19 protein-coding genes and 1 riboswitch are annotated in these 19,380 nt (G+C 69.6%); of the genes, 9 read left to right on the top strand and 10 right to left on the bottom strand.

Going from position 1 to position 19,380, the window contains the following annotated elements:
- Window positions 1-288 precede the first annotated feature (288 nt).
- From ABT254_RS02270 to ABT254_RS02280, 3 genes are all read left to right on the top strand, one after another.
- Window positions 289-948: a response regulator transcription factor gene (locus ABT254_RS02270; RefSeq protein ID WP_311736815.1), complete on the top strand. Its 660-nt coding sequence runs from the start codon at window positions 289-291 to the stop codon at window positions 946-948.
- 278 nt (window positions 949-1,226) lie between these two features.
- Window positions 1,227-3,155, top strand: coding sequence for a 2-oxoacid:acceptor oxidoreductase subunit alpha (locus ABT254_RS02275; protein ID WP_351462547.1), 1,929 nt, complete (start codon window positions 1,227-1,229; stop codon window positions 3,153-3,155).
- The gene (locus tag ABT254_RS02280) at window positions 3,148-4,227 is read left to right on the top strand and encodes a 2-oxoacid:ferredoxin oxidoreductase subunit beta (RefSeq protein WP_351462549.1); all 1,080 of its coding nucleotides are present in this window, start codon (window positions 3,148-3,150) and stop codon (window positions 4,225-4,227) included. The genes ABT254_RS02275 and ABT254_RS02280 overlap by 8 nt, the downstream gene beginning before the upstream one ends.
- A gap of 54 nt (window positions 4,228-4,281) precedes the next feature.
- Here ABT254_RS02280 and ABT254_RS02285 read toward each other — a convergent pair whose 3' ends face one another.
- From ABT254_RS02285 to ABT254_RS02295, 3 genes are all read right to left on the bottom strand, one after another.
- Entirely contained in the window at window positions 4,282-4,539 is a 258-nt protein-coding gene (locus ABT254_RS02285; protein WP_351462551.1) for a hypothetical protein, read from the bottom strand.
- A 145-nt stretch (window positions 4,540-4,684) separates the two neighbouring features.
- Complete coding sequence (locus ABT254_RS02290) at window positions 4,685-5,209, bottom strand: DUF6082 family protein (RefSeq protein WP_351462553.1); 525 nt, start codon at window positions 5,207-5,209, stop codon at window positions 4,685-4,687.
- Window positions 5,210-5,306: 97 nt separating this feature from the next.
- Entirely contained in the window at window positions 5,307-5,717 is a 411-nt protein-coding gene (locus ABT254_RS02295; RefSeq protein ID WP_351462555.1) for a winged helix-turn-helix transcriptional regulator, read from the bottom strand.
- A gap of 94 nt (window positions 5,718-5,811) precedes the next feature.
- Here ABT254_RS02295 and ABT254_RS02300 point away from each other — a divergent pair, with 94 nt between their 5' ends.
- The 4 genes from ABT254_RS02300 to ABT254_RS02315 all read left to right on the top strand — a co-directional run bounded on the left by ABT254_RS02300 (window position 5,812) and on the right by ABT254_RS02315 (window position 9,436).
- Window positions 5,812-6,666, top strand: coding sequence for an SDR family oxidoreductase (locus tag ABT254_RS02300; RefSeq protein WP_351462557.1), 855 nt, complete (start codon window positions 5,812-5,814; stop codon window positions 6,664-6,666).
- Between the two features lie 128 nt (window positions 6,667-6,794).
- Complete coding sequence (rarD, locus tag ABT254_RS02305) at window positions 6,795-7,742, top strand: EamA family transporter RarD (protein ID WP_351462559.1); 948 nt, start codon at window positions 6,795-6,797, stop codon at window positions 7,740-7,742.
- Window positions 7,743-7,883: 141 nt separating this feature from the next.
- Window positions 7,884-8,354, top strand: a complete 471-nt coding sequence (locus tag ABT254_RS02310) for a VOC family protein (protein ID WP_351462561.1) — start codon at window positions 7,884-7,886, stop codon at window positions 8,352-8,354.
- Between the two features lie 137 nt (window positions 8,355-8,491).
- On the top strand, window positions 8,492-9,436 hold the full coding sequence (locus tag ABT254_RS02315; RefSeq protein WP_351462563.1) for a M28 family metallopeptidase: 945 nt from the start codon (window positions 8,492-8,494) through the stop codon (window positions 9,434-9,436).
- Between the two features lie 12 nt (window positions 9,437-9,448).
- On the opposite strand, the gene ABT254_RS02320 is transcribed toward ABT254_RS02315, so the two are convergent.
- Window positions 9,449-10,696: a tetratricopeptide repeat protein gene (locus tag ABT254_RS02320; protein WP_351462565.1), complete on the bottom strand. Its 1,248-nt coding sequence runs from the start codon at window positions 10,694-10,696 to the stop codon at window positions 9,449-9,451.
- Between the two features lie 262 nt (window positions 10,697-10,958).
- Between ABT254_RS02320 and ABT254_RS02325 the strand changes: the two genes are divergently transcribed.
- Entirely contained in the window at window positions 10,959-11,456 is a 498-nt protein-coding gene (locus ABT254_RS02325) for a hypothetical protein (protein WP_351462567.1), read from the top strand.
- Here the strand turns inward: ABT254_RS02325 and ABT254_RS02330 are convergent.
- From ABT254_RS02330 to ABT254_RS02350, 5 genes are all read right to left on the bottom strand, one after another.
- The gene (locus ABT254_RS02330; protein ID WP_351462569.1) at window positions 11,446-12,327 is read right to left on the bottom strand and encodes an ABC transporter permease; all 882 of its coding nucleotides are present in this window, start codon (window positions 12,325-12,327) and stop codon (window positions 11,446-11,448) included. The two genes, ABT254_RS02325 and ABT254_RS02330, sit on opposite strands and share 11 nt — an antisense overlap.
- A complete protein-coding gene (locus ABT254_RS02335) occupies window positions 12,314-13,291 on the bottom strand; it encodes an ABC transporter ATP-binding protein (RefSeq protein WP_351462860.1) in 978 nt (325 codons plus the stop codon). The genes ABT254_RS02330 and ABT254_RS02335 overlap by 14 nt, the downstream gene beginning before the upstream one ends.
- A gap of 137 nt (window positions 13,292-13,428) precedes the next feature.
- Window positions 13,429-14,685 (bottom strand): LolA family protein, encoded by a 1,257-nt coding sequence (locus ABT254_RS02340; RefSeq protein ID WP_351462571.1) that lies wholly within the window; start codon window positions 14,683-14,685, stop codon window positions 13,429-13,431.
- Between the two features lie 255 nt (window positions 14,686-14,940).
- Entirely contained in the window at window positions 14,941-15,888 is a 948-nt protein-coding gene (locus tag ABT254_RS02345) for a CHRD domain-containing protein (protein ID WP_351462573.1), read from the bottom strand.
- Between the two features lie 148 nt (window positions 15,889-16,036).
- Window positions 16,037-17,047, bottom strand: coding sequence for a polyprenyl synthetase family protein (locus ABT254_RS02350; protein ID WP_351462575.1), 1,011 nt, complete (start codon window positions 17,045-17,047; stop codon window positions 16,037-16,039).
- 700 nt (window positions 17,048-17,747) lie between these two features.
- Window positions 17,748-17,918, top strand: a riboswitch (cyclic di-AMP (ydaO/yuaA leader).
- 4 nt (window positions 17,919-17,922) lie between these two features.
- On the opposite strand from ABT254_RS02350, the gene ABT254_RS02355 reads away from it, so the two are divergent.
- On the top strand, window positions 17,923-18,405 hold the full coding sequence (locus ABT254_RS02355; RefSeq protein ID WP_351462577.1) for a transglycosylase SLT domain-containing protein: 483 nt from the start codon (window positions 17,923-17,925) through the stop codon (window positions 18,403-18,405).
- Window positions 18,406-18,464: 59 nt separating this feature from the next.
- Here ABT254_RS02355 and ABT254_RS02360 read toward each other — a convergent pair whose 3' ends face one another.
- On the bottom strand, window positions 18,465-19,322 hold the full coding sequence (locus ABT254_RS02360) for an HAD family hydrolase (protein ID WP_351462579.1): 858 nt from the start codon (window positions 19,320-19,322) through the stop codon (window positions 18,465-18,467).
- Between the last annotated feature and the right edge of the window lie 58 nt (window positions 19,323-19,380).

Consider the following 19,380-nt stretch of genomic DNA (forward strand, 5'->3'; position numbering starts at 1 on the left):
CGGAGCCGCTGATGGATGCAGTCGCCCCTGCCGCCCCTACCCGTCCCGTCCCATGGGCGCTGCCCCTGCGGCCCCGCCAGGGGGCTCCGCCCCCTGGACCCCCGATCGGCCTGAACGGCCTCGTCCTCAAACGCCGGACGGGCTGAAAGTGCCTGACCGGAAGCCGTCGTACCGTGCGTGTAGTCGCATTGATTCCCGTTGGTCACGGGCAATCGGGTCCGAATGCTGGAATGCTGGACTACTGGCAGACGGAGTCGGGCTGGGGGGCCGGGGATCGTGGAGGACAGGGTGCGGGTGGTCATCGCCGAGGATTCAGTGCTGCTCAGGGAGGGGCTGACCCGGCTGTTGACCGACCGTGGGCATGACGTGGTCGCCGGGGTGGGTGACGGGGACGCGCTGATCAAGACCATCACCGAGCTGGACGCGCAGGGTGAGCTGCCCGATGTCGTGGTCGCGGACGTGCGGATGCCGCCGACGCACACCGACGAAGGGGTGCGGGCCGCGGTGCAGCTGCGCAAGGCGCATCCGGGGCTCGGGGTGCTCGTGCTGTCGCAGTACGTGGAGGAGCGCTACGCCACCGAACTGCTGGCCGGTTCCAGTCATGGCGTCGGATATCTGCTCAAGGACCGGGTCGCCGAGGTCCGGGAGTTCGTGGATGCCGTGGTGCGGGTGGCCCAGGGGGGTACCGCGCTGGACCCGGAAGTGGTCGCACAGCTGCTCGGGCGCAGCCGTAAGCAGGACGTGCTGGCCGGGCTCACCCCGCGGGAGCGGGAGGTGCTGGGGCTGATGGCCGAGGGGCGGACCAACTCGGCGATCGCGCGGCAGCTGGTCGTGAGCGACGGCGCGGTGGAGAAGCACGTCAGCAACATCTTCCTGAAGCTCGGGCTGTCCCAGAGTGACGGGGATCACCGGCGAGTTCTCGCGGTCCTCACCTATCTGAACTCCTGACGGGCTGACACTGAGTCAGTAAGCGCGCGTTCAGTCGTCGATCCACTGTCCGTCCGGCGTCCGTCCAGCCCCAGAACCGAACCCATCGCACGGAGCGTCTTCACTGGAAGCGCCGGGGGGCGAGAAATCATGACAAGTCAGGGCGTCGCACCGTCTCAAAACTGTGTCCATGATGCGAATGGCCACGGGAAGGCGACCCTAACCGACGTAGGGTTGATTTTGGGAAGGCCTACGGGAAGGCCGGTCCCAGACAGCCGCCTCGAGGGAGGTCCAGTTCAGTGACCAGCCAGGTCAGCAGGACAGCGGAGCAGGCAGACGGAGCCGTCGTAGGAGAGCAGCGGGGGCCGGGCGGAACGAAGGACGTACGCAAGCTGGACCGGGTGATCATCCGCTTCGCGGGGGACTCCGGCGACGGTATGCAGCTCACCGGTGACCGTTTCACCTCCGAAACCGCGACCTTCGGGAACGATCTGTCCACTCTTCCGAACTTCCCCGCCGAGATCCGGGCCCCTGCCGGGACCCTGCCCGGTGTGTCGTCCTTCCAGCTCCACTTCGCCGACCACGACATCCTCACCCCGGGCGACGCGCCCAATGTGCTGGTCGCCATGAACCCCGCCGCCCTCAAGGCCAACATCGCCGATCTGCCGCGCGGCGCGGAGATCATCGTCAACACGGACGAGTTCACCAAACGGGCGATGCAGAAGGTCGGGTACGCCGCCTCTCCGCTGGAAGACGGCTCGCTCGACGGGTACAGCCTGCACGAGGTGCCGCTGACGACACTGACGGTCGAGGCGCTGAAGGAGTTCGATCTCTCCCGCAAGGAGGCCGAGCGCAGCAAGAACATGTTCGCGCTGGGGCTGCTGAGCTGGATGTACCACCGGCCCACCGAGGGCACCGAGAAGTTCCTGCGGACCAAGTTCGCGAAGAAGCCGGAGATCGCCGAGGCGAACCTCGCCGCGTTCCGTGCGGGCTGGAACTTCGGCGAGACGACCGAGGACTTCGCGGTCTCCTACGAGATCGCCCCGGCCACGACCGCCTTCCCGACCGGCACCTACCGCAACATCTCCGGGAACCTGGCCCTCGCCTACGGCCTGATCGCCGCCTCGCGCCAGGCCGATCTGCCGCTGTTCCTGGGCTCGTACCCGATCACTCCGGCCTCGGACATCCTGCACGAGCTGAGCAAGCACAAGAACTTCGGCGTACGGACCTTCCAGGCCGAGGACGAGATCGCCGGCATCGGCGCGGCGCTGGGCGCGGCCTTCGGCGGCTCGCTGGGGGTGACGACGACCTCCGGCCCGGGTGTGGCGCTCAAGAGCGAGACCATCGGGCTCGCCGTCTCGCTGGAGCTGCCGCTGCTCGTCATCGACATCCAGCGCGGCGGGCCGTCCACCGGTCTGCCGACCAAGACCGAGCAGGCGGATCTGCTGCAGGCCATGTTCGGGCGCAACGGCGAGGCCCCGGTCCCGGTGATCGCCCCCAGAACCCCGGCCGACTGCTTCGACGCCGCCATGGAGGCGGCGCGGATCGCGCTGACGTACCGCACCCCGGTGATGCTGCTCTCCGACGGCTATCTGGCCAACGGCTCGGAGCCCTGGCGCATCCCCGAACCGGACGAGCTCCCGGATCTGACCGTGCAGTTCGCGCAGGGCCCGAACCACACCCTGGAGGACGGCACCGAGGTCTTCTGGCCGTACAAGCGCGACCCGCAGACCCTCGCCCGCCCCTGGGCCATCCCCGGCACTCCCGGCCTCGAGCACCGCATCGGCGGCATCGAGAAGGAGGACGGGACCGGGAACATCTCGTACGCCCCCGCCAACCACGACTTCATGGTCCGCACCCGGCAGGCCAAGATCGACGGCATCGACGTGCCAAAGCTGGAGGTCGACGACCCGCACGAGGCGCGCACGCTGGTGCTCGGCTGGGGTTCGACCTACGGACCCATCACGGCGGCGGTACGGCGGCTGCGCACGGCCGGGGAGTCCATCGCGCAGGCCCATCTGCGCCACCTGAACCCCTTCCCGCGGAATCTCGGCGCGGTTTTGAAGCGTTACGACAAAGTGGTGATTCCCGAGATGAACCTCGGACAGCTCGCCACGCTGATCCGGGCGAAGTACCTGGTCGACGCCCACTCGTACAACCAGGTGAACGGCATGCCGTTCAAGGCTGAGCAGCTCGCCACGGCTCTCAAGGAGGCCATCGATGGCTGAGACGTCCACGGAAGGCACGGGCACGATCGAGGCGCTCTCGCTCGTCCCCAAGGCCGAGGCCCGCCAGTCCATGAAGGACTTCAAGTCCGACCAGGAAGTGCGCTGGTGCCCCGGCTGCGGTGACTACGCGATCCTGGCGGCCGTCCAGGGCTTCATGCCGGAGCTTGGCCTCGCCAAGGAGAACATCGTCTTCGTCTCGGGCATCGGCTGCTCGTCACGCTTCCCGTACTACATGAACACGTACGGCATGCACTCGATCCACGGCCGCGCGCCCGCCATCGCGACCGGGCTCGCCGCCAGCCGGCGGGACCTGTCGGTGTGGGTGGTCACCGGTGACGGCGACGCCCTGTCCATCGGCGGCAACCACCTCATCCACGCGCTGCGCCGCAATGTGAACCTCAAGATCCTGCTGTTCAACAACCGGATCTACGGTCTGACCAAGGGGCAGTACTCGCCGACCTCGGAGGTCGGCAAGATCACGAAGTCGACGCCGATGGGCTCGCTGGACGCGCCCTTCAACCCGGTGTCGCTGGCGATCGGCGCGGAGGCCTCCTTCGTGGCCCGCACCATCGACTCCGACCGCAAGCATCTGACCGAGGTGCTGCGCCAGGCGGCCGCCCACCCGGGAACCGCGCTGATCGAGATCTACCAGAACTGCAACATCTTCAACGACGGCGCCTTCGAGGCCCTGAAAGACAAGCAGCAGGCCGAGGAGGCGGTGATCCGGCTCGAGCACGGGCAGCCGATCCGCTTCGGCAGCGGCCTGTCCAAGGGCGTCGTCCGGGATGCGGTCACCGGTGACCTGAAGGTGGTCGACGTGACCGCGGAGAACGAGTCCCGGATTCTGGTCCACGACGCCCACGCCGAGTCGCCGACCACCGCCTTCGCCCTGTCCCGGCTGGCCGACCCGGACACCCTGCACAACACCCCGATCGGTGTGCTGCGATCGGTGGACCGGCCGGTGTACGACACCCAGATGGCCGACCAGCTGGACACGGCGATCGTGCAGAACGGCAAGGGCGACCTGGCCGCGCTGCTGGCGGGCGGGGACACCTGGACGGTCGTCGGCTGACCTGTGCGTAAGGGCCCGGACGCTGTACGGCGTCCGGGCCCTTACGCATCGATGTCACGCGTCGGGGATGTCCCGCTTCGCACGCAGGAGCGTCTCCCGAGTGATGACGACGATGCGCTCGTAGTCGGCGCGGGCGGCGTCCTCAGGGAGCAGGGCATCGAGCTCTTCGGTACGGTCCGTTCCGATGACGGCGAAGCTTCCGTCACTCAACTCGAAGAGATCGGGGCAGGTTTCCCCGGTCCAGCATCCGCGCGACTTGGGAGGATCTCCGAGACGGCGGCGGATATAGGGGCTCCACAACTCTTTGGGCATGGGCAATTGACTGACCTTTTCTCGATGCAGTGACCACCCTGAATTCGAGGTCGGCGTACCCCCACGACCGCACCCCGGATCTGCTGGCCCGAGTAAACATGACTCGCACCCAACGCGGGGACGTTTCTGCCTGTTTACTCCCCAGTCAGTCGACCGGCCCGCCCGCCGGAGGGGCATCCCGCGGCGCGGCCTCCTGCTCGGCCCCCACGACCCACCATTCCTCCAGGTCGTCCCAGCGTTCACCCATGATGACGTCGACCGCCCTGCCGATCCGCGCCTCCAGGGAGTCGAAGGGCAGCGCGTGCCGGTGCTCCCCCGTCCGGTCCCAGTACTCGGCGAACACCGCGTTCTTCCCCAGGATCCGCAGGGCACCGAGGAGTTCGCCCCGGTCGATCGCACCGATCTGGTAGGCCAGCAGGATCAGGCCGTACTGGCGGTTGGCGAAGAGCATCTGCCGCCGCCTGCTCTCGGAGACTCCGTCCAGCGTGCTCACCACCTCGGCGAGCAGCGGATCCTCGATCGCCCGGTCCAGCTGCTCCACGAACAGGCGGTGCAGCTCGATGAGGTTCGCCCGGCGCAGCTCCTCGCCGGCACGGGCGAGCTCGTCGGTCAGACGGCCGACCTGCTGGAGTAACTCCCCGACGAGCGTGTCCTGTTGCGGTACGGCCATGTCCGAGTCCCCCGATCCGACGCCCCGCTAGGAGGGGTGTTCCCCGAGCGGTTCGGCCGCATGCGTCAACGCGCCCGTGCGGGCACGTCAGCCCTGCTCAGGAGCCTGCTTTTCGCGCGTCGTACGCCTCGCGCGCCTCCTGTACCGCCCCCATGCGCCGCTCGGTCCACACCGCCAGGGCCCTCACCTGCTGTGCCGCCTCGCGCCCGAGGTCGGTCAGGGAGTAGTCGACCCTCGGCGGGATCACCGGCTTGGCGTCGCGGTGCACCAGTCCGTCGCGCTCCAGGGTCTGCAGGGTCTGGGTGAGCATCTTCTCGCTGACGCGGCCGATGGCCCGGCGCAGTTCGCTGAAGCGGTAGGGGCGCTCCAGGAGTTCGATCAGGACCAGGACGCCCCAGCGGCTGGTGAGGTGCTCCAGGACGAGGCGGTAGGGGCACATCGCCTCGCCGGTGTCGTACTTGCCGACGGGTACCGGTTCGACGGCGGACTCCGGAGTACTTACTGCCATGCCAGTACCTTACTTCAAAGTGGGTACTTTCCAATAGTTAGCGCCACTCCTAGGGTTAGTGGCACATCCGCACCCCACAAGGAGATCGCAGATCATGAGCATCGTCGTCACCGGGTCCACCGGACACCTCGGCCGTCATGTCGTGGAGCAGCTGCTGGAGAAGGTCCCGGCAGAGCAGATCACCGCCGTCGTACGCGACGAGGCGAAGGGCGCCGACTTCGCCGCGCGCGGTGTAAAGCTCGCGGTCGCCGACTACAACGCGCCCGAGACCTTCGACAGCGTCTTCTCGGCCGGTGACAAGGTGCTCCTCATCTCCGGCAACGAGTTCGACAAGGGCCGTGTCGGCCAGCACAAGGTGGTCATCGAGGCCGCGAAGGCCGCCGGCGTCGCCCTGCTCGCCTACACCAGCGCCCCCGGCAGCCTGACGGCCGCGCTCGTCGACGACCACCGCGGCACCGAGGAGGCCCTTCTCGCCTCCGGCGTGCCGTTCACGCTGCTGCGCAACGGCTGGTACCACGAGAACTACACCGAGAACCTGGCCCCCGTGCTGGAGCACAACGCCGTCGTCGCCGCCGCCGGTGACGGCCGGGTCTCCTCCGCCTCGCGCGCCGACTACGCGGCCGCCGCCGTCGCCGTACTGACCGGCGAGGGCCACGAGAACAAGACGTACGAGCTGGGCGGCGACGAGGCGTGGAGCTTCGCCGAGTACGCGGCCGAGCTCAGCAAGCAGACCGGCAAGGAGATCGTCTACAGCCCGGTCTCGGTCGAGGCCTACACCGGGATCCTGACCGGCGCCGGGCTGCCCGGCCCGCTCGCCGCCGTTCTTGCGGGCGTGGACGCCTCCATCGAGAAGGGCGAGCTGGTCGTCTCCACCGGCGACCTGTCCCGCCTGGCCGGCCGTCCGACCACCCCGCTCGCCGACGCGATCGCGGTGGCGGTCAAGGGCTGACGCTCCCGGGCGCCCGGGTGCGATACCCCCGCCTGTCATGACCGTATGGCGATACGGGCATGACAGACGGGGGCGCTCGGCGTTACCTTCTGCCTGGCACGCGTGCGCGACGAGGTGAGGAGGGGCCCGTGACCGGGAAGTCGAGGGGCGATCGGCGCATAGGACTGCTGAACGGCTTCGCCGCCTACGGGATGTGGGGACTCGTCCCCCTCTTCTGGCCCCTGCTGAAGCCCGCCGGCGCGGTCGAGATCCTCGCCCACCGGATGGCCTGGTCCCTTGTCTTCGTGGGCGCCGCGCTCGTGGTGATGCGGCGCTGGGCCTGGGCGGGCGAGCTGCTGCGGCAGCCGCGCAGGCTGGCGCTGGTCGCGGTCGCCGCGGCCGTCATCACCGTCAACTGGGGCGTGTACATCTGGTCCGTGAACAGCGGGCATGTGGTCGAGGCCTCGCTCGGGTACTTCATCAACCCGCTGGTCACCATCGCCATGGGCGTGCTGCTCCTGAAGGAACGGCTGCGGCCCGTGCAGTGGGTGGCGGTCGGGACCGGCTTCGCCGCGGTGGTCGTGCTCACGGTGGGATACGGGCAGCCGCCGTGGATCTCGCTCACGCTCGCCTTCTCCTTCGCGACGTACGGGCTGGTGAAGAAGAAGGTCGGGCTCGGCGGGATCGAGTCGCTGGCCGCGGAGACCGCGATCCAGTTCCTGCCCGCGGTGGGTTATCTGCTGTGGCTGAGCTCACGGGGGTCGTCGACGTTCGCCACACAAGGGGTGGGGCACGGGGCGTTGCTCGCCGCCACCGGGGTGGTGACCGCGTTGCCGCTGGTGTGTTTCGGGGCGGCGGCGATTCGGGTGCCGTTGTCGACGCTGGGGCTGCTGCAGTATCTGGCGCCGGTGTTTCAGTTTCTGCTCGGCGTTCTGTACTTCCACGAGGCGATGCCGGTGGAGCGGTGGGCCGGGTTTGCCCTGGTGTGGGTCGCCTTGTGTCTGCTGACCTGGGATGCGTGGCGCTCCGCGAGCAGGCCCGGCCGGGTTCGCGTGCCGAAGGTCGAGGCGGCGCCGCCCGCCGCTGTGGACGCCTGACCGGGGGCTCTGCCCCCCGGCCCCCGTGCCGGCCTGAACGGCCTCGCCCTCAAACGCCGAACGGGCTGATAGTGCCTGCCCAGCCAGAACGTGGACGCCGGTCCGGGCTGAGTGTCGTACCCGGCCGCTATAAGTGGTCCCATGACACAGACATCCGAAGCCGCCCCCGTTCACTGGAAGCTCGTCATCGACGCGGCCGATCCCCATGCGCAGGCCGACTTCTGGGCCGCCGCGCTGCGGTACGAGGTCGAGGACAACAGTGCGCTCGTCGAGCGGCTGCTGGAGCTCGGGGCGCTGCCTGTAGCGGCCACCGTCGAATTCCATGGGCGCCGGGCCTTCCGGGACCTGATCGCCGTACGGCATCCGGACGATCCGTACGACAAGGAGCGGGGGACGGGGCTCGGGCGGAGGCTGCTGTTCCAGCGGGTGCCGGAGGCGAAGAGCGTCAAGAACCGGCTGCATCTCGATCTGCACCCCGGCAAGGGGCGGTGGGAGGGCGAGGTCGAGCGGCTGGTGGGGCTGGGGGCGAGCGTGCTGCGGCAGGTGAAGGAGCCCGCCGGGGAGTGGGTGGTGATGGCGGATCCGGAGGGGAACGAGTTCTGCGTGCAGTAGGTCACAGCAGGGGAACCCCCGTGGGCCGGATGTTCCGTTATGCGAAACGGCTGTCCTGATAACGCTCTTGACGGGTGATTGGTAAAGGATTCACCATCCGGGGACCCAATTCACTCCAAGGAATTCGGAGCCCCCACATGAACTTCTCCGTTTCCGGGCGTGCGATGGCAGCGATCGGCGTATCGGCTGTCATGCTCCTGACCGGCGGTTCCATAGCCGGTGCGGCGCCCTCGTCTGCGGCGGCCGCCGCGCCCGACATCTCCGTGGCGAACGTCAGGGCCCACCTCGCCCAGCTGCAGTCCATCGCCACCGCCAACGGCGGCAACCGCGCGCACGGCAGCGCCGGCTACAAGGCCTCGCTCGACTATGTGAGGGCGAAGCTGGACGCGGCCGGATTCACCACCGCCGTCCAGCAGTTCACGTCCTCCGGCCGCACCGGATACAACCTGATCGCCGACTGGCCGGGCGGGAACGCCGACCAGGTCGTCATGGCCGGCTCCCACCTGGACAGCGTCAGCAGGGGGCCAGGCATCAACGACAACGGCTCCGGCTCGGCCGCCGTCCTGGAGACCGCCCTCGCCGTCTCACGGGCCGGCTACCACCCCGCCAAGCATCTGCGTTTCGCCTGGTGGGGCGCGGAGGAGCTGGGCCTCGTCGGCTCCAGCCGCTACGTCGACGGCCTCTCGGCCGCGAATCGCTCGAAGATCAGCGGCTATCTGAACTTCGACATGATCGGCTCGCCGAATCCCGGTTACTTCGTCTACGACGACGACCCGGCGATCGAGAAGACGTTCAAGGACTACTTCACCGGACTCGGCATCGCCACCGAGCCCGAGACCGAGGGGGACGGCCGCTCCGACCACGCGCCGTTCAAGGACGCGGGCGTCCCCGTGGGCGGGCTGTTCAGCGGCGCCGACTACGTGAAGACGGCGGCGCAGGCGGCCAACTGGGGCGGTACGTCGGGGAAGGCCTTCGACGCCTGTTACCACCGCTCCTGCGACACGACGACCAACATCGACGACACCGCTCTGGACCGCAACAGCGACGCCATCGCCCATGCGGTGTGGAAGCTGTCTCAGTAGCCGCCCGGACCGTCAACCCGATGTCTGCTGGGCCGACTTGCGGGCGCGTTCGGTGAGCCGGCCCATGCGGGCGCGGGCCGACTCCAGCCGCTCGATGTCCTCGGCCGCCGGGCCGTCCTCCGCCGCGAGCTCGGCCCACAGGCCGATCAGTTCGCGGCCGAGGTCCAGGCCCTGCTGCGGATCGCGCACGGCACGCCAGGCGGAGGCCGCGCTCTGGATGTTGCCGTAGGCCGCCTCCGCGTCCCGGGCGCGACGGTGGATCCGGGCCAGGTCGAGCGAGAGCCGGAACGCGCGGATCGGCTCGCCCGCCAAGTAGGCGATGTACGCGGTGAGTTCGCGCAGCCGGAGCACTTCGGGGTGCTCCGGCCCGAGCACCGCCGACGCCTCCTCGACCGTGGTCTCGGCCAGCCCGGCCGCCGTGTCTGTCCGCCCCGCCTTCACGGCCTCGTTGATCCGCGCCATCGGCTCGGCGAGGAAGGCGGGAGCGGTGGACGGTTCGTCACCGAGGACGGCCTCGGCCACGGCGTCGAAGCCGCGGGCGGGGGTGGGCTTGGGGTCGGGATCGAGGGCCGGGTCCGGGGGGACCAGGAGGAGGGGGCCGGTCGTCGAGCGGTGGGGGGCGGGGGCGTCCGCGGGTTCCTTGCGGGGTGCGGATTCCTCGGGAGGTGCGGATTCCTTGGCGGGGACGGGTGCGTCCTGGGGTTCCAGGTGGCGCTGCGGGACCGCGTCCATCGGTGGGGGCGGGCCGAACTCGCCGGTCGGGGCCGCCACCGTGCCCGGGGCCCTGTCCTGTACCGGTTGCGGCAGCGCACGCAGCACGAACGTCGGCGGGCTCTCCCGCGTGGGCTCCGCGGACGCCCGCAGCACGTGCGTCGGCTTGTCGCCCTGGGGCGGCAGCGGCTCGGGCTGGGGCGGCGGGGGCGGCGGACCCTCCGCCGCCGGAACAGTCATCCCTACGGGTTCCCCGGTGAAACTGCTGGACCCGTCCGTGTCCACCTGAAGGTGTACGACGCAGCCGATCCGCTCGTCGTGCACGGTGGCGTGGACGGGGCGGCCGGTGGCGAGCGCGATGCGGTGGAGGTGGTTCAGGACGGTCTGCTGGATCTCCTCGCCGGTGGCCGCGGTGACCGGCACACCGCCGACCCAGGCGCCGACCGCACCGGTTTCGGGTACGCGAACGTCGATCGGTGCTCCCACAAGGGCCGTGGAGCCCTCGGCGCGCTGGTGTTCCCGCTGCTTCTCGCGGCTGAGTCGAGCCATCGGTTCCCTCACTCGGATGCGTCGGGGAGTCTGCGGACAGCGCGTTCGGGTTCCATGGTGCTCCCTCCCGCCGTCGGGTTTCCGCTCCCCCGGCGTCAAGATCCGTTCGTGCACGTACTGTTGAGTCTCGCCGGTCGCTGCCGGTTCTCCGGTCACCGTGGCGTCACAGACTCGTCCCAGGAGCTCGCCCCCGTCGCCCGCCCGGCCGGTGCCCGGAGCACCGGTGGGTGTACGAGGGAGGAAGACGGGCAGGCGGACGGACGTGCAGCAGGGACCTGAGATCTGGATCCGCGGCCCGGTCACCGTACCGGAGCCGGGACCGCGGCAGCCCGCCGCGTCCGCGGCCACCGCCCGCCGCTACTCCTGGGTGGGCACGCACGGCGGCGCGGGCGCGTCCACACTCGCCGCCGTCTACGGCGGTCACGACTGCGGCCGTGCCTGGCCCGGCCCCGAGGACCCCCCGTCCGTGCTGCTCGTCGCCCGTACGCATGCGTCGGGGCTGGCGGCCGCCCTGCGCACCCTGGAGGTCTTCCGCCTCGGAGAGGTCCCGCCGGGGCTCGACCTCGACGCGGTCGTGCTCGTCGCGGACGCACCCGGGCGGTTGCCGCGGCCCCTCGACCGGCAGGTGCGGCTGATCGAGTCGCTCATCGACGTCTACCGCGTGCCCTGGGTGTCCGACTGGCGCCTCGGTGACCTCGGCGGGAGGCCGCCGCGCGAGACGGAGGCACTGGCCCGCCTCACGGGGGCGGCTAGGCGGTGATGTCCTTCGCCGTGAACCGCGCCCACGCCGCCGAACCGAACACGGCCGCGTACAGGGCCTGGATCTCGAGGTTCTTCACCAGGTCGTCCCAGTAGACCGGGTCGCGCATCAGGTCGGCGAAGGACAGCCAGTAATGGGAGAAGAAGTACGGCTGTATCGCGTGGAGCTGGGGTATCTGGTCGAGGATCTGGACGGTGATCAGCAGTCCGACGGTCGTCGCCATCGCGGCGATGCCGCTGCCGGTGAGGGTGGAGACGAACAGGCCGAGTGCGGCCACGCCGATGAGGGACACGGCGACGACCAGGGCGATGAGCAGGGCTCTGCCCAGGCCCTCGGTGAAGCTGATCTGCGTGCCGGAGATGGTCGTCAGACCGCCGAGCGGGAAGAGTATCGCCCCGACGGTGAGCGCCGAGACGGCCACCACGAAGGTGGCGACCAGGCAGAACACCATCACGGTCGCGTACTTGGTGAGCAGCAGACGGGTGCGCCCGGCGGGGGCCACCAGCAGATAGCGCAGGGTGCCCGAGTTCGCCTCGCCGGCGATGGCGTCACCCGCGATGACACCGATCGCCATCGGCAGGAAGAACGGGAGCGTCGCGGCCAGCGCGGTGAACACCAGGAACAGGCCGTTGTTGGTGATCTGCGAGATGAACGCGGGGCCGCCTCCGCCGCGACCGGGGCCGGCCGAGGAACCGTCGCCGGTCTCGATCTTGACTGCGATGCCGACCAGGATCGGGACGGCGGCGAGTACGGCGAGCAGGGCGAGGGTGCGCCAGCGCCGGAAGGTGGTGATCAGTTCGCTGCGCAGGAGCCCGAAGGTCCACAGCAGCCGTGGAGTGCGGAGACCGCCCACTGCTTCAGCCTGCGACATCGAAGCCCTCCCCCGTCAGCGCCACGAACGCGTCCTCCAGGGACGCCCGTTCCACACCGAAGCCGCGGACGCGGATGCCGGCCGTGACCAGCGCGGCGTTCACCTCGGCGAGGTCGCGGTCCGGGGGCTCGGCGGTCACCCGGTCGTCGGTGACGACGACGTCGGCGGCGCCCTGCTCCTTCAGCACCCGCGCCGCGTCCCCGGGGTCGGGCGTGGTGACGACCAGCCGGCCGCGCACCCCCGCGGCCAGGTCGGCCACGGCGCCCTGGGTGATCAGACGGCCCTGCGCCATCACCGCGGCATGGGTGCAGACCTGCTCGATCTCGTCGAGGAGGTGGGAGGAGAGGAAGACCGTCGTACCGTCGGAGGCCAACTCCCTGACCAGGGAACGGATTTCGCGCATTCCCTGCGGGTCGAGCCCGTTGGTCGGCTCGTCGAGCACCAGCAGTCGGCGGGGCTGGAGCAGCGCCGCCGCGAGGCCGAGCCGCTGCTTCATGCCCAGGGAGTACGCCTTCGCCTTCTTGCCGGCCGCCGCGGTCAGACCCACCCGGTCCAGCGCGGCCGCGACGCGGGTACGGCGGGTGCGCGGATCGGCGGTCGGGTCGGCGGCGTCGTAACGCAGCAGGTTGTCGCGGCCGGAGAGGAAGCCGTACAGGGCGGGGCCCTCGATGAGGGCGCCGACGTGCGGGAGCACGGTGCGCGAGGCCCGCGGCATGGGCTGTCCGAGCACGCGCGCAGCACCCGAGGTGGGCTCGATCAGGCCCATCAGCATGCGGATGGTGGTGGTCTTGCCCGAGCCGTTCGGACCGAGGAAGCCGAAGACGCTGCCCGCCGGGACGGTCAGGTCCAGGCCGTCGACGGCGAGTTGTCCGCCGCGGTAGCGCTTGGTGAGCCCACGGGTGGCGATGACGCTGTCACCCGGCGGCTCGCTCCGCTCCGGCTCCGTGGCGGACTCCTCGTCCATCGGCTTCCTCGATTCGTGCATGTGCTGCCTCTCGCGCGGCGGCTACGTACAGTGACTACGTACGAGCATCGCGCAAGGTTCCCGGCCAGGCGCTCGACGCATCGATACAGCCTCGCGCCCCTTTCGGGGCGCTGCGCTCAGCCCGCGTTCGCCGCCTTGACCAATGCGTCCTTGTTCACCGCGCCGACGTAGACCTTGCCCTTGTCGGTGATCAGGGCGTTGATCAGACGGGTCTTGAAGACCGTGCCCGAGCCGAACTTGCCGGAGACCTTGTCGCCGAGCGAATCGAGGAATCCGCCGAAGTTCCCGCCGACCTCGGAGCCGGACGGGATGCCCTTGCCGCCGGTGTCGAAGGTGGCGATGGAGGTCCAGCCCTTGCCCAGGACGTTCAGTCCGTCGAGGCCCTTGCCGAGGTCCTCGTCCGGCCTGCCGGGCTTGCCGGGCTTGCCGGGGAGCTTGCCGGCCTTGTGGTCGCCCTTCGGGGCGCCCTCGAAGTGGCCCTTCGCGTGGTCGCCCTGCTTGTCCTCGGTGACCTTCGCGCCCTTGGGCGGGGTGAAGTCGAAGGTCGATGCGCTCGGCTTGGCGAAGCTGACCCGGGTGAAACCGGCATCGATCACGGCGGCTCCGCCGCTCGCCGGGGTCAGGGTGAACTTCAGCGGCAGCCCGGTCTTCGAGTCCACGGCCACCGTGATCTGACCGACCGTCGAACCGGACTGCTTCGGCTTGATGACGAGCCGGTACGCGTCACGGCCCGCGACCTGGGCGGTCCCCTCGACGGTCACCGAGGTGGTGGAGTCGACCGACTTCAGGGCGTCCTTGGTGAGGTCCTGGGGCGTGGCGGGGACGTCTTCCTTCTGCTGCTTGTCCGCGCCGGCCGGGGCGGTCGAGTGGTAGACCTCGTTCGACTGGCTGTCGTAGCCCCAGACGTCCTTGCCGTTGTGGATGATGCTGTATTCGGCCGCGTTCTCCAGCAGGGACAGCTTCTGCCTGTCCTGGCCGTCGGCCGCGACGCGCAGGGTGTGCGTGCCGGTGGCGAGCTCCGTCAGCTTGGAGCTCGGGTCGGCGGACGAGCCGTCACCCGACGTGCCGGCGCCGGACGTCAGACTGCTCTCGAGACCGCCGAGGTCCGGCAGCCCCAGGTCAGTGGTGATCTTCACCGTGCCGGACAGCTGCTGCACGTCCGACTTGGCGATCTTGTCGATGAGTTGCTGCGCGCTGATCTTCGGCAGGTCGGGGTCACCGGAGTCGGCGAGCGCCGGGACGAGCCCGATGGTCGCCGCCGCCACCCCCACCACCGCGACCGGGACCACGTACCGCGCGGCCTTGCGCCGACCCGCGCGCAGGTCGTCGGCCTCCCCGGCGGTCGTACTGTCGTCGGATTCGTACGGTGCCATGTGTGCGCTACCTCCGTCGTCGGCGGCGGCTTGTCCAACTCGCGTGTTTCTGTTGTCCACCCCGAGCCGCCATTCTCACCCGAATCGGTGATCAGTGGTGATTTCCGTGGTTTCCATCTCACCAAATCGGCCAGGAGGAAGCGTCAGCCCCGGGGGCCAACTCCGTGTACACCTGGGGTATGACGCGACAGGGCGGCGCCTGCCCCCGACCCGTAGGGGTCGCAGGGGGAAGACGCCGCCCTGGGTGAGCTCCCGTCAGTTCTGCAGGAAGACGTAGTCCGCCCGGTACGGCACTCCAACGATCGCGCCCGGAGTGCAGGAGCCGGCCGGGGCCACTCCGCCCACGGTGTTGAGCCGCAGGATCTCGGTGGTGTTCGCGAGCAGACCGTGGTGCTTGCCGGCCTGAGTGGCCTTGAGGTCGAGCTCGGGGATGTTGCCGTCCCCGTTCGGCGTCTTGGCCAGGACGGCCCCGGTCACCGCGCTTCCGTCCGGCGCGACCCACTGCGGCGTACCGGAGTTGGGCGCCACGAAGGAGTGCCGGATGCCGCCGCCGAGCAGGGCGCCGACGTCTCGCTGGGCGAAGGCGTAGCCGCCGCCGGTGGCCGGCTTGCACTCGTAGATCTGCTTGCCCTTGATCACGGACGCCTGGAAGTTGTGCAGGGCGTGACGGAAGTCGAAGGCGGCGACGGTGACCTTGTGGAGCTGGCCGCGGACGGCTCCGCCGGGGAACTCGGTGGTGTGCAGGTTGGCGTAGAACGAACCGGGGTCGGACTTGAGGGCGGCGAGCAGCCCGGCGTCCTTGACCTCGACCGTGCCGGTGACGCTGTGCCGCTTGCTGTTCTTCAGCAGGTCGGTGAAGTCGACCTTGACGCCCCCGTTGGTCCCCCGGGCGCCCTGGTGGATGTGGAGCATGGTCGGTTTGCCGGTGCCGCGCCAGGTCACGGCGACGGACACCTTGTCGTCCTGCACCTTGATGAACTCGAGCGCGGCGCCGTCCTTGTCGCCGACGGCCGGACCGCCCGCCACGGGAACCTCGTTGGCCCCCCGCAGACTGGCGGCAAGAACGGTTCCCCCGGTGTCGCCGGACAGGGTCCCCCCGGCGGCGTGGGCCGGGATCACCGCGGCGGCGATCCCCCCTGCGGCGGCCACCGCGGCGGCGGCCACCATCAGGCTCTTACGGCGCTTCGAGAACGTCGTGTTCATGCCCATGATTCTGTTTTCTCCCCGTAGACCGGCCGACACCCCCTGCGTCGGCCTTCTGGGGAGGACTACGGAAGCGATCTTATTCTGGACTCAGTCCAGATATGTGACGTGTATCACATCACTCGAACATGCAGGTCGGAGTGGCAGCTCAGCCGGCCCGATGGACGACGGCGTCGCACATCTCCATCAGCGCCAGCTTCGCATCGCACTCCGGCAGCGGGGCCAGCGCCGCTCGCGCGTCCTCCGCGTACCGCACCGTGTCCCGGCGCGCCTGCTCCAGCGCGGGATGCTCCCGCAGCCCGGCGAGCGCCTCGGCGTGCCGCGCGTCGTCGCTCAGGTCGGAGTCCAGCAGCTCGCACAGGGCGATGTCCTCGGCGAGCCCCAGCCGGGCCGCCCGCTCCCGCAGTCGCAGCACCGGAAGGGTGGGGACCCCCTCACGGAGGTCGGTCCCGGGCGTCTTCCCGGACTCGCGCGACTCGGAGGCGATGTCCAGTACGTCGTCCGCCAGCTGGAAGGCGACCCCCAGCCGCTCCCCGTACTGCGTCAGTACGTCCACGACCGTCTCGTCGGCGCCCGACATCATCGCCCCGAAGCGGCACGACACGGCCACCAGGGAACCCGTCTTGCCGCCGAGCACGTCCAGGTAGTGGTCGACCGGGTCCCGGCCGTCCTGCGGCCCCGCCGTCTCCAGGATCTGCCCCGTGACCAGGCGCTCGAACGCCTCGGCCTGGACCCGGACCGCCTCGGGGCCGAGGTCGGCGAGGATGTGCGAGGCGCGCGCGAACAGGAAGTCGCCGGTGAGGACCGCCACCGAGTTGCCCCAGCGGGTGTTGGCGCTGTCGACGCCGCGCCGCACGGCGGCCTCGTCCATCACGTCGTCGTGGTACAGCGTCGCCAGATGGGTCAGCTCCACCACCACGGCCGACGGCACGACACCCGGCGCATACGGATCACCGAACTGGGCGGCGAGCATCACGAGCAGCGGGCGGAACCGCTTCCCGCCCGCCCGCACCAGGTGCTGGGCGGCCTCCGTGATGAAGGGCACCTCACTCTTGGTGGCTTCGAGCAAACCTTCCTCGACGGCCGCCAATCCGGCCTGGACATCGGCTTCCAGAGCCTGGTCCCGCACGCTCAGCCCGAACGGCCCGACGACGGTCACGAGGGGTCTCCTGTCTGCTGGTGTCTACTGGCGGTTACACGGTTTGTCGATAGGTCGCTGACATCACTCAAGTCAGCGTATCCGGTCACCTTTCGATCACCGATGCCACCCACCCGTCCAGCCCGGGCGGTATCGGATCACGACCGGTATGTTTTTGATCAACCGATAAGAACGGATATCTATCGACTTGTCTATCGGGGTGTCGGCCGACCCGCCTCTCGGAGCACCCCCCGGCTCGTCCCCGGCGCGCCGCTCGGCGTGTCCCTCGTTTGAACGAGCCCGAAACATCCTTCCCCCACGAAACGACTCACGAGGACCTCCGGATCCCGGGCCCGGGGTGCTCGACGGGCGACCGTCATGACAACGACGTGCACCACATGACAGGTTCCGCTTTCGCCCCCCAATGAGGCGATGGGCGGCTGGTTGACTATGAGTTGGGGTCATTGCCCTTTTTGCCGTTCTTGCGGATGCCGGTGACTTGACTCACACGGCACGACGGACGCGCGGTGCCGATTCCCCCGCCGCTTCCCCACCCCCGCAGGCGAGTTGAGGCTTGGCAACCGCAAAGGATCAAGCACCCCATAAGCCTCAGACCAAGGTCAATAGGCCTGATCTGTGAGCCCGACACTTGTTCCCGCCATGTGCTCTCGCATACGTTCCCGGCCTGTCGGGCGGACGCCGAATCCTGCCGCCGCCCGCGCACGACCATCGACCGAACCACTCGCACGGCAGGAGCGGGGGAACCAGGTAGGCCGCCGGACCGGGCATCCCGGTGCGGCTAGGGGTGAAGCCGCGTCGCCGTACGGCTGCGCGGCCGGGCATCTCCCCGCCCGAACCCGACAGCTCACCTCGCAGGCGACGGAGAGGATCCCGCCATGCCTGCAACAGGTCAGCACCGCCGTCCCAGAAGCAACCGCCTCGCCCGCAAGCTCGCCGTCACCGGCACCGGCGCCGCCGTTCTCGCCCTTCCGCTCATCGGGGCGAACACCGCGTCCGCCGCCACCCCGACCGTGGCCAACGTGAAGTCGATGGGCTACGCCGACAATCTCGACGGCTGGATCAGGGGCGCCCTCCAGGTCATGAAGCAGAACGGAATCCCCGGGACGTACAACGGGATCTACCGCAACATCATCCGCGAGTCCTCGGGCGACCCGGCCGCCATCAACAACTGGGACTCGAACGCGCTCGCAGGCACTCCGTCCAAGGGGCTGCTGCAAGTCATCGACCCGACATTCCTCGCCTACCACGTGCCCGGCACGGCGATGAACCCCTTCGACCCGATCGCAAACATCACGGCCGCCTGCAAGTACGCTGCCGCGCGGTACGGGTCGATCGACAACGTGTTCGGCGCCTACTAGGCGCTTTGCGGCGGAGCCGCACAGGGATACAGCCCCGCGCCCCTTCGGGGTGCGACCGCTCACAGCCCCTCGAGCTGGCCGAGCTCCACGAGTTCGTCGAGCTCCCCGAACTCGACGAACAGTCGCTCGAGGACGACGGCGATGCCGTCGTCCTCGTTCGACAGGGTGATCTCGTCGGCCACCGCCTTGAGTTCGGGGTGGGCGTTGGCCATGGCGACGCCGTGGGCGGCCCAGTCGAACATGGGAATGTCGTTGGGCATGTCGCCGAAGGCGATCGTCTGCTCAGGACCGAGTCCCAGGTGTGCGGCGGCCAGTGCGAGGCCCGTCGCCTTGGTGATGCCGCATGGCTGGAGTTCGACGGTCCCCGGTCCCGACATGGTGACGGTGGCCAGCGAACCGACGACCGAGCGTGCCGTCGCCGCCAACTCGTCGTCGGACAGTGCGGGATGGCGCAGCAGCACCTTGCTGATGGGTTCGCACCAGAGGTCGTCGCGCCGGTCGACCCGGACCGCCGGCAGCGTCGGATGCGGCATCAGGTAGCCCGGTTCGATGAGCGTGAGGCCCTCCACACCGTCCTGGTCGACAGCCGCGTACACCTGGCCCACCTCGGCCTCGATCTTGCCGAGGGCGGTCTCGGCCAGCTCCCGGTCCAGGGTGACGGACCACAGCAGACGGTCCGCGCCCACGTCGTACACCTGCGCGCCCTGCCCGCACACCGCGAGCCCCCTGCTGCCCAGTTGGTCGAAGAGCGGCCGCACCCTGGGGGCCGGCCGGCCCGTCACGACGAGGTGCCGGGCGCCGGCCCCGGCGACCCGGGCGAGCGCGGCGAGGGACCGGTCGGACAGCGTGTCGTCGCCTCGGAGCAGCGTGCCGTCCAGGTCGGTGGCGATGAGTGCATATGCGGTGGGTGCGGCCATGATCAGAGAATACGGACAGGACGCCCCACCGACTCATCGCGAACCGGACGACGGCCCG

Origin of the sequence: Streptomyces sp. NPDC001137 (assembly GCF_040298885.1) — a bacterium.
GTDB lineage: Bacteria > Actinomycetota > Actinomycetes > Streptomycetales > Streptomycetaceae > Streptomyces.

Coding starts and splice junctions, on each gene's coding strand:
- ABT254_RS02330 (WP_351462569.1), bottom strand. CDS start 12,327: ATGTCGCAGGCTGAAGCAGTGGGCGGTCTCCGCACTCCACGGCTGCTG.
- ABT254_RS02335 (WP_351462860.1), bottom strand. CDS start 13,291: ATGGACGAGGAGTCCGCCACGGAGCCGGAGCGGAGCGAGCCGCCGGGT.
- ABT254_RS02340 (WP_351462571.1), bottom strand. CDS start 14,685: ATGGCACCGTACGAATCCGACGACAGTACGACCGCCGGGGAGGCCGAC.
- ABT254_RS02345 (WP_351462573.1), bottom strand. CDS start 15,888: ATGAACACGACGTTCTCGAAGCGCCGTAAGAGCCTGATGGTGGCCGCC.
- ABT254_RS02285 (WP_351462551.1), bottom strand. CDS start 4,539: ATGCCCAAAGAGTTGTGGAGCCCCTATATCCGCCGCCGTCTCGGAGAT.
- ABT254_RS02290 (WP_351462553.1), bottom strand. CDS start 5,209: ATGGCCGTACCGCAACAGGACACGCTCGTCGGGGAGTTACTCCAGCAG.
- ABT254_RS02315 (WP_351462563.1), top strand. CDS start 8,492: ATGAACTTCTCCGTTTCCGGGCGTGCGATGGCAGCGATCGGCGTATCG.
- ABT254_RS02310 (WP_351462561.1), top strand. CDS start 7,884: ATGACACAGACATCCGAAGCCGCCCCCGTTCACTGGAAGCTCGTCATC.
- ABT254_RS02355 (WP_351462577.1), top strand. CDS start 17,923: ATGCCTGCAACAGGTCAGCACCGCCGTCCCAGAAGCAACCGCCTCGCC.
- ABT254_RS02300 (WP_351462557.1), top strand. CDS start 5,812: ATGAGCATCGTCGTCACCGGGTCCACCGGACACCTCGGCCGTCATGTC.
- ABT254_RS02360 (WP_351462579.1), bottom strand. CDS start 19,322: ATGGCCGCACCCACCGCATATGCACTCATCGCCACCGACCTGGACGGC.
- ABT254_RS02280 (WP_351462549.1), top strand. CDS start 3,148: ATGGCTGAGACGTCCACGGAAGGCACGGGCACGATCGAGGCGCTCTCG.
- ABT254_RS02295 (WP_351462555.1), bottom strand. CDS start 5,717: ATGGCAGTAAGTACTCCGGAGTCCGCCGTCGAACCGGTACCCGTCGGC.
- ABT254_RS02320 (WP_351462565.1), bottom strand. CDS start 10,696: ATGGCTCGACTCAGCCGCGAGAAGCAGCGGGAACACCAGCGCGCCGAG.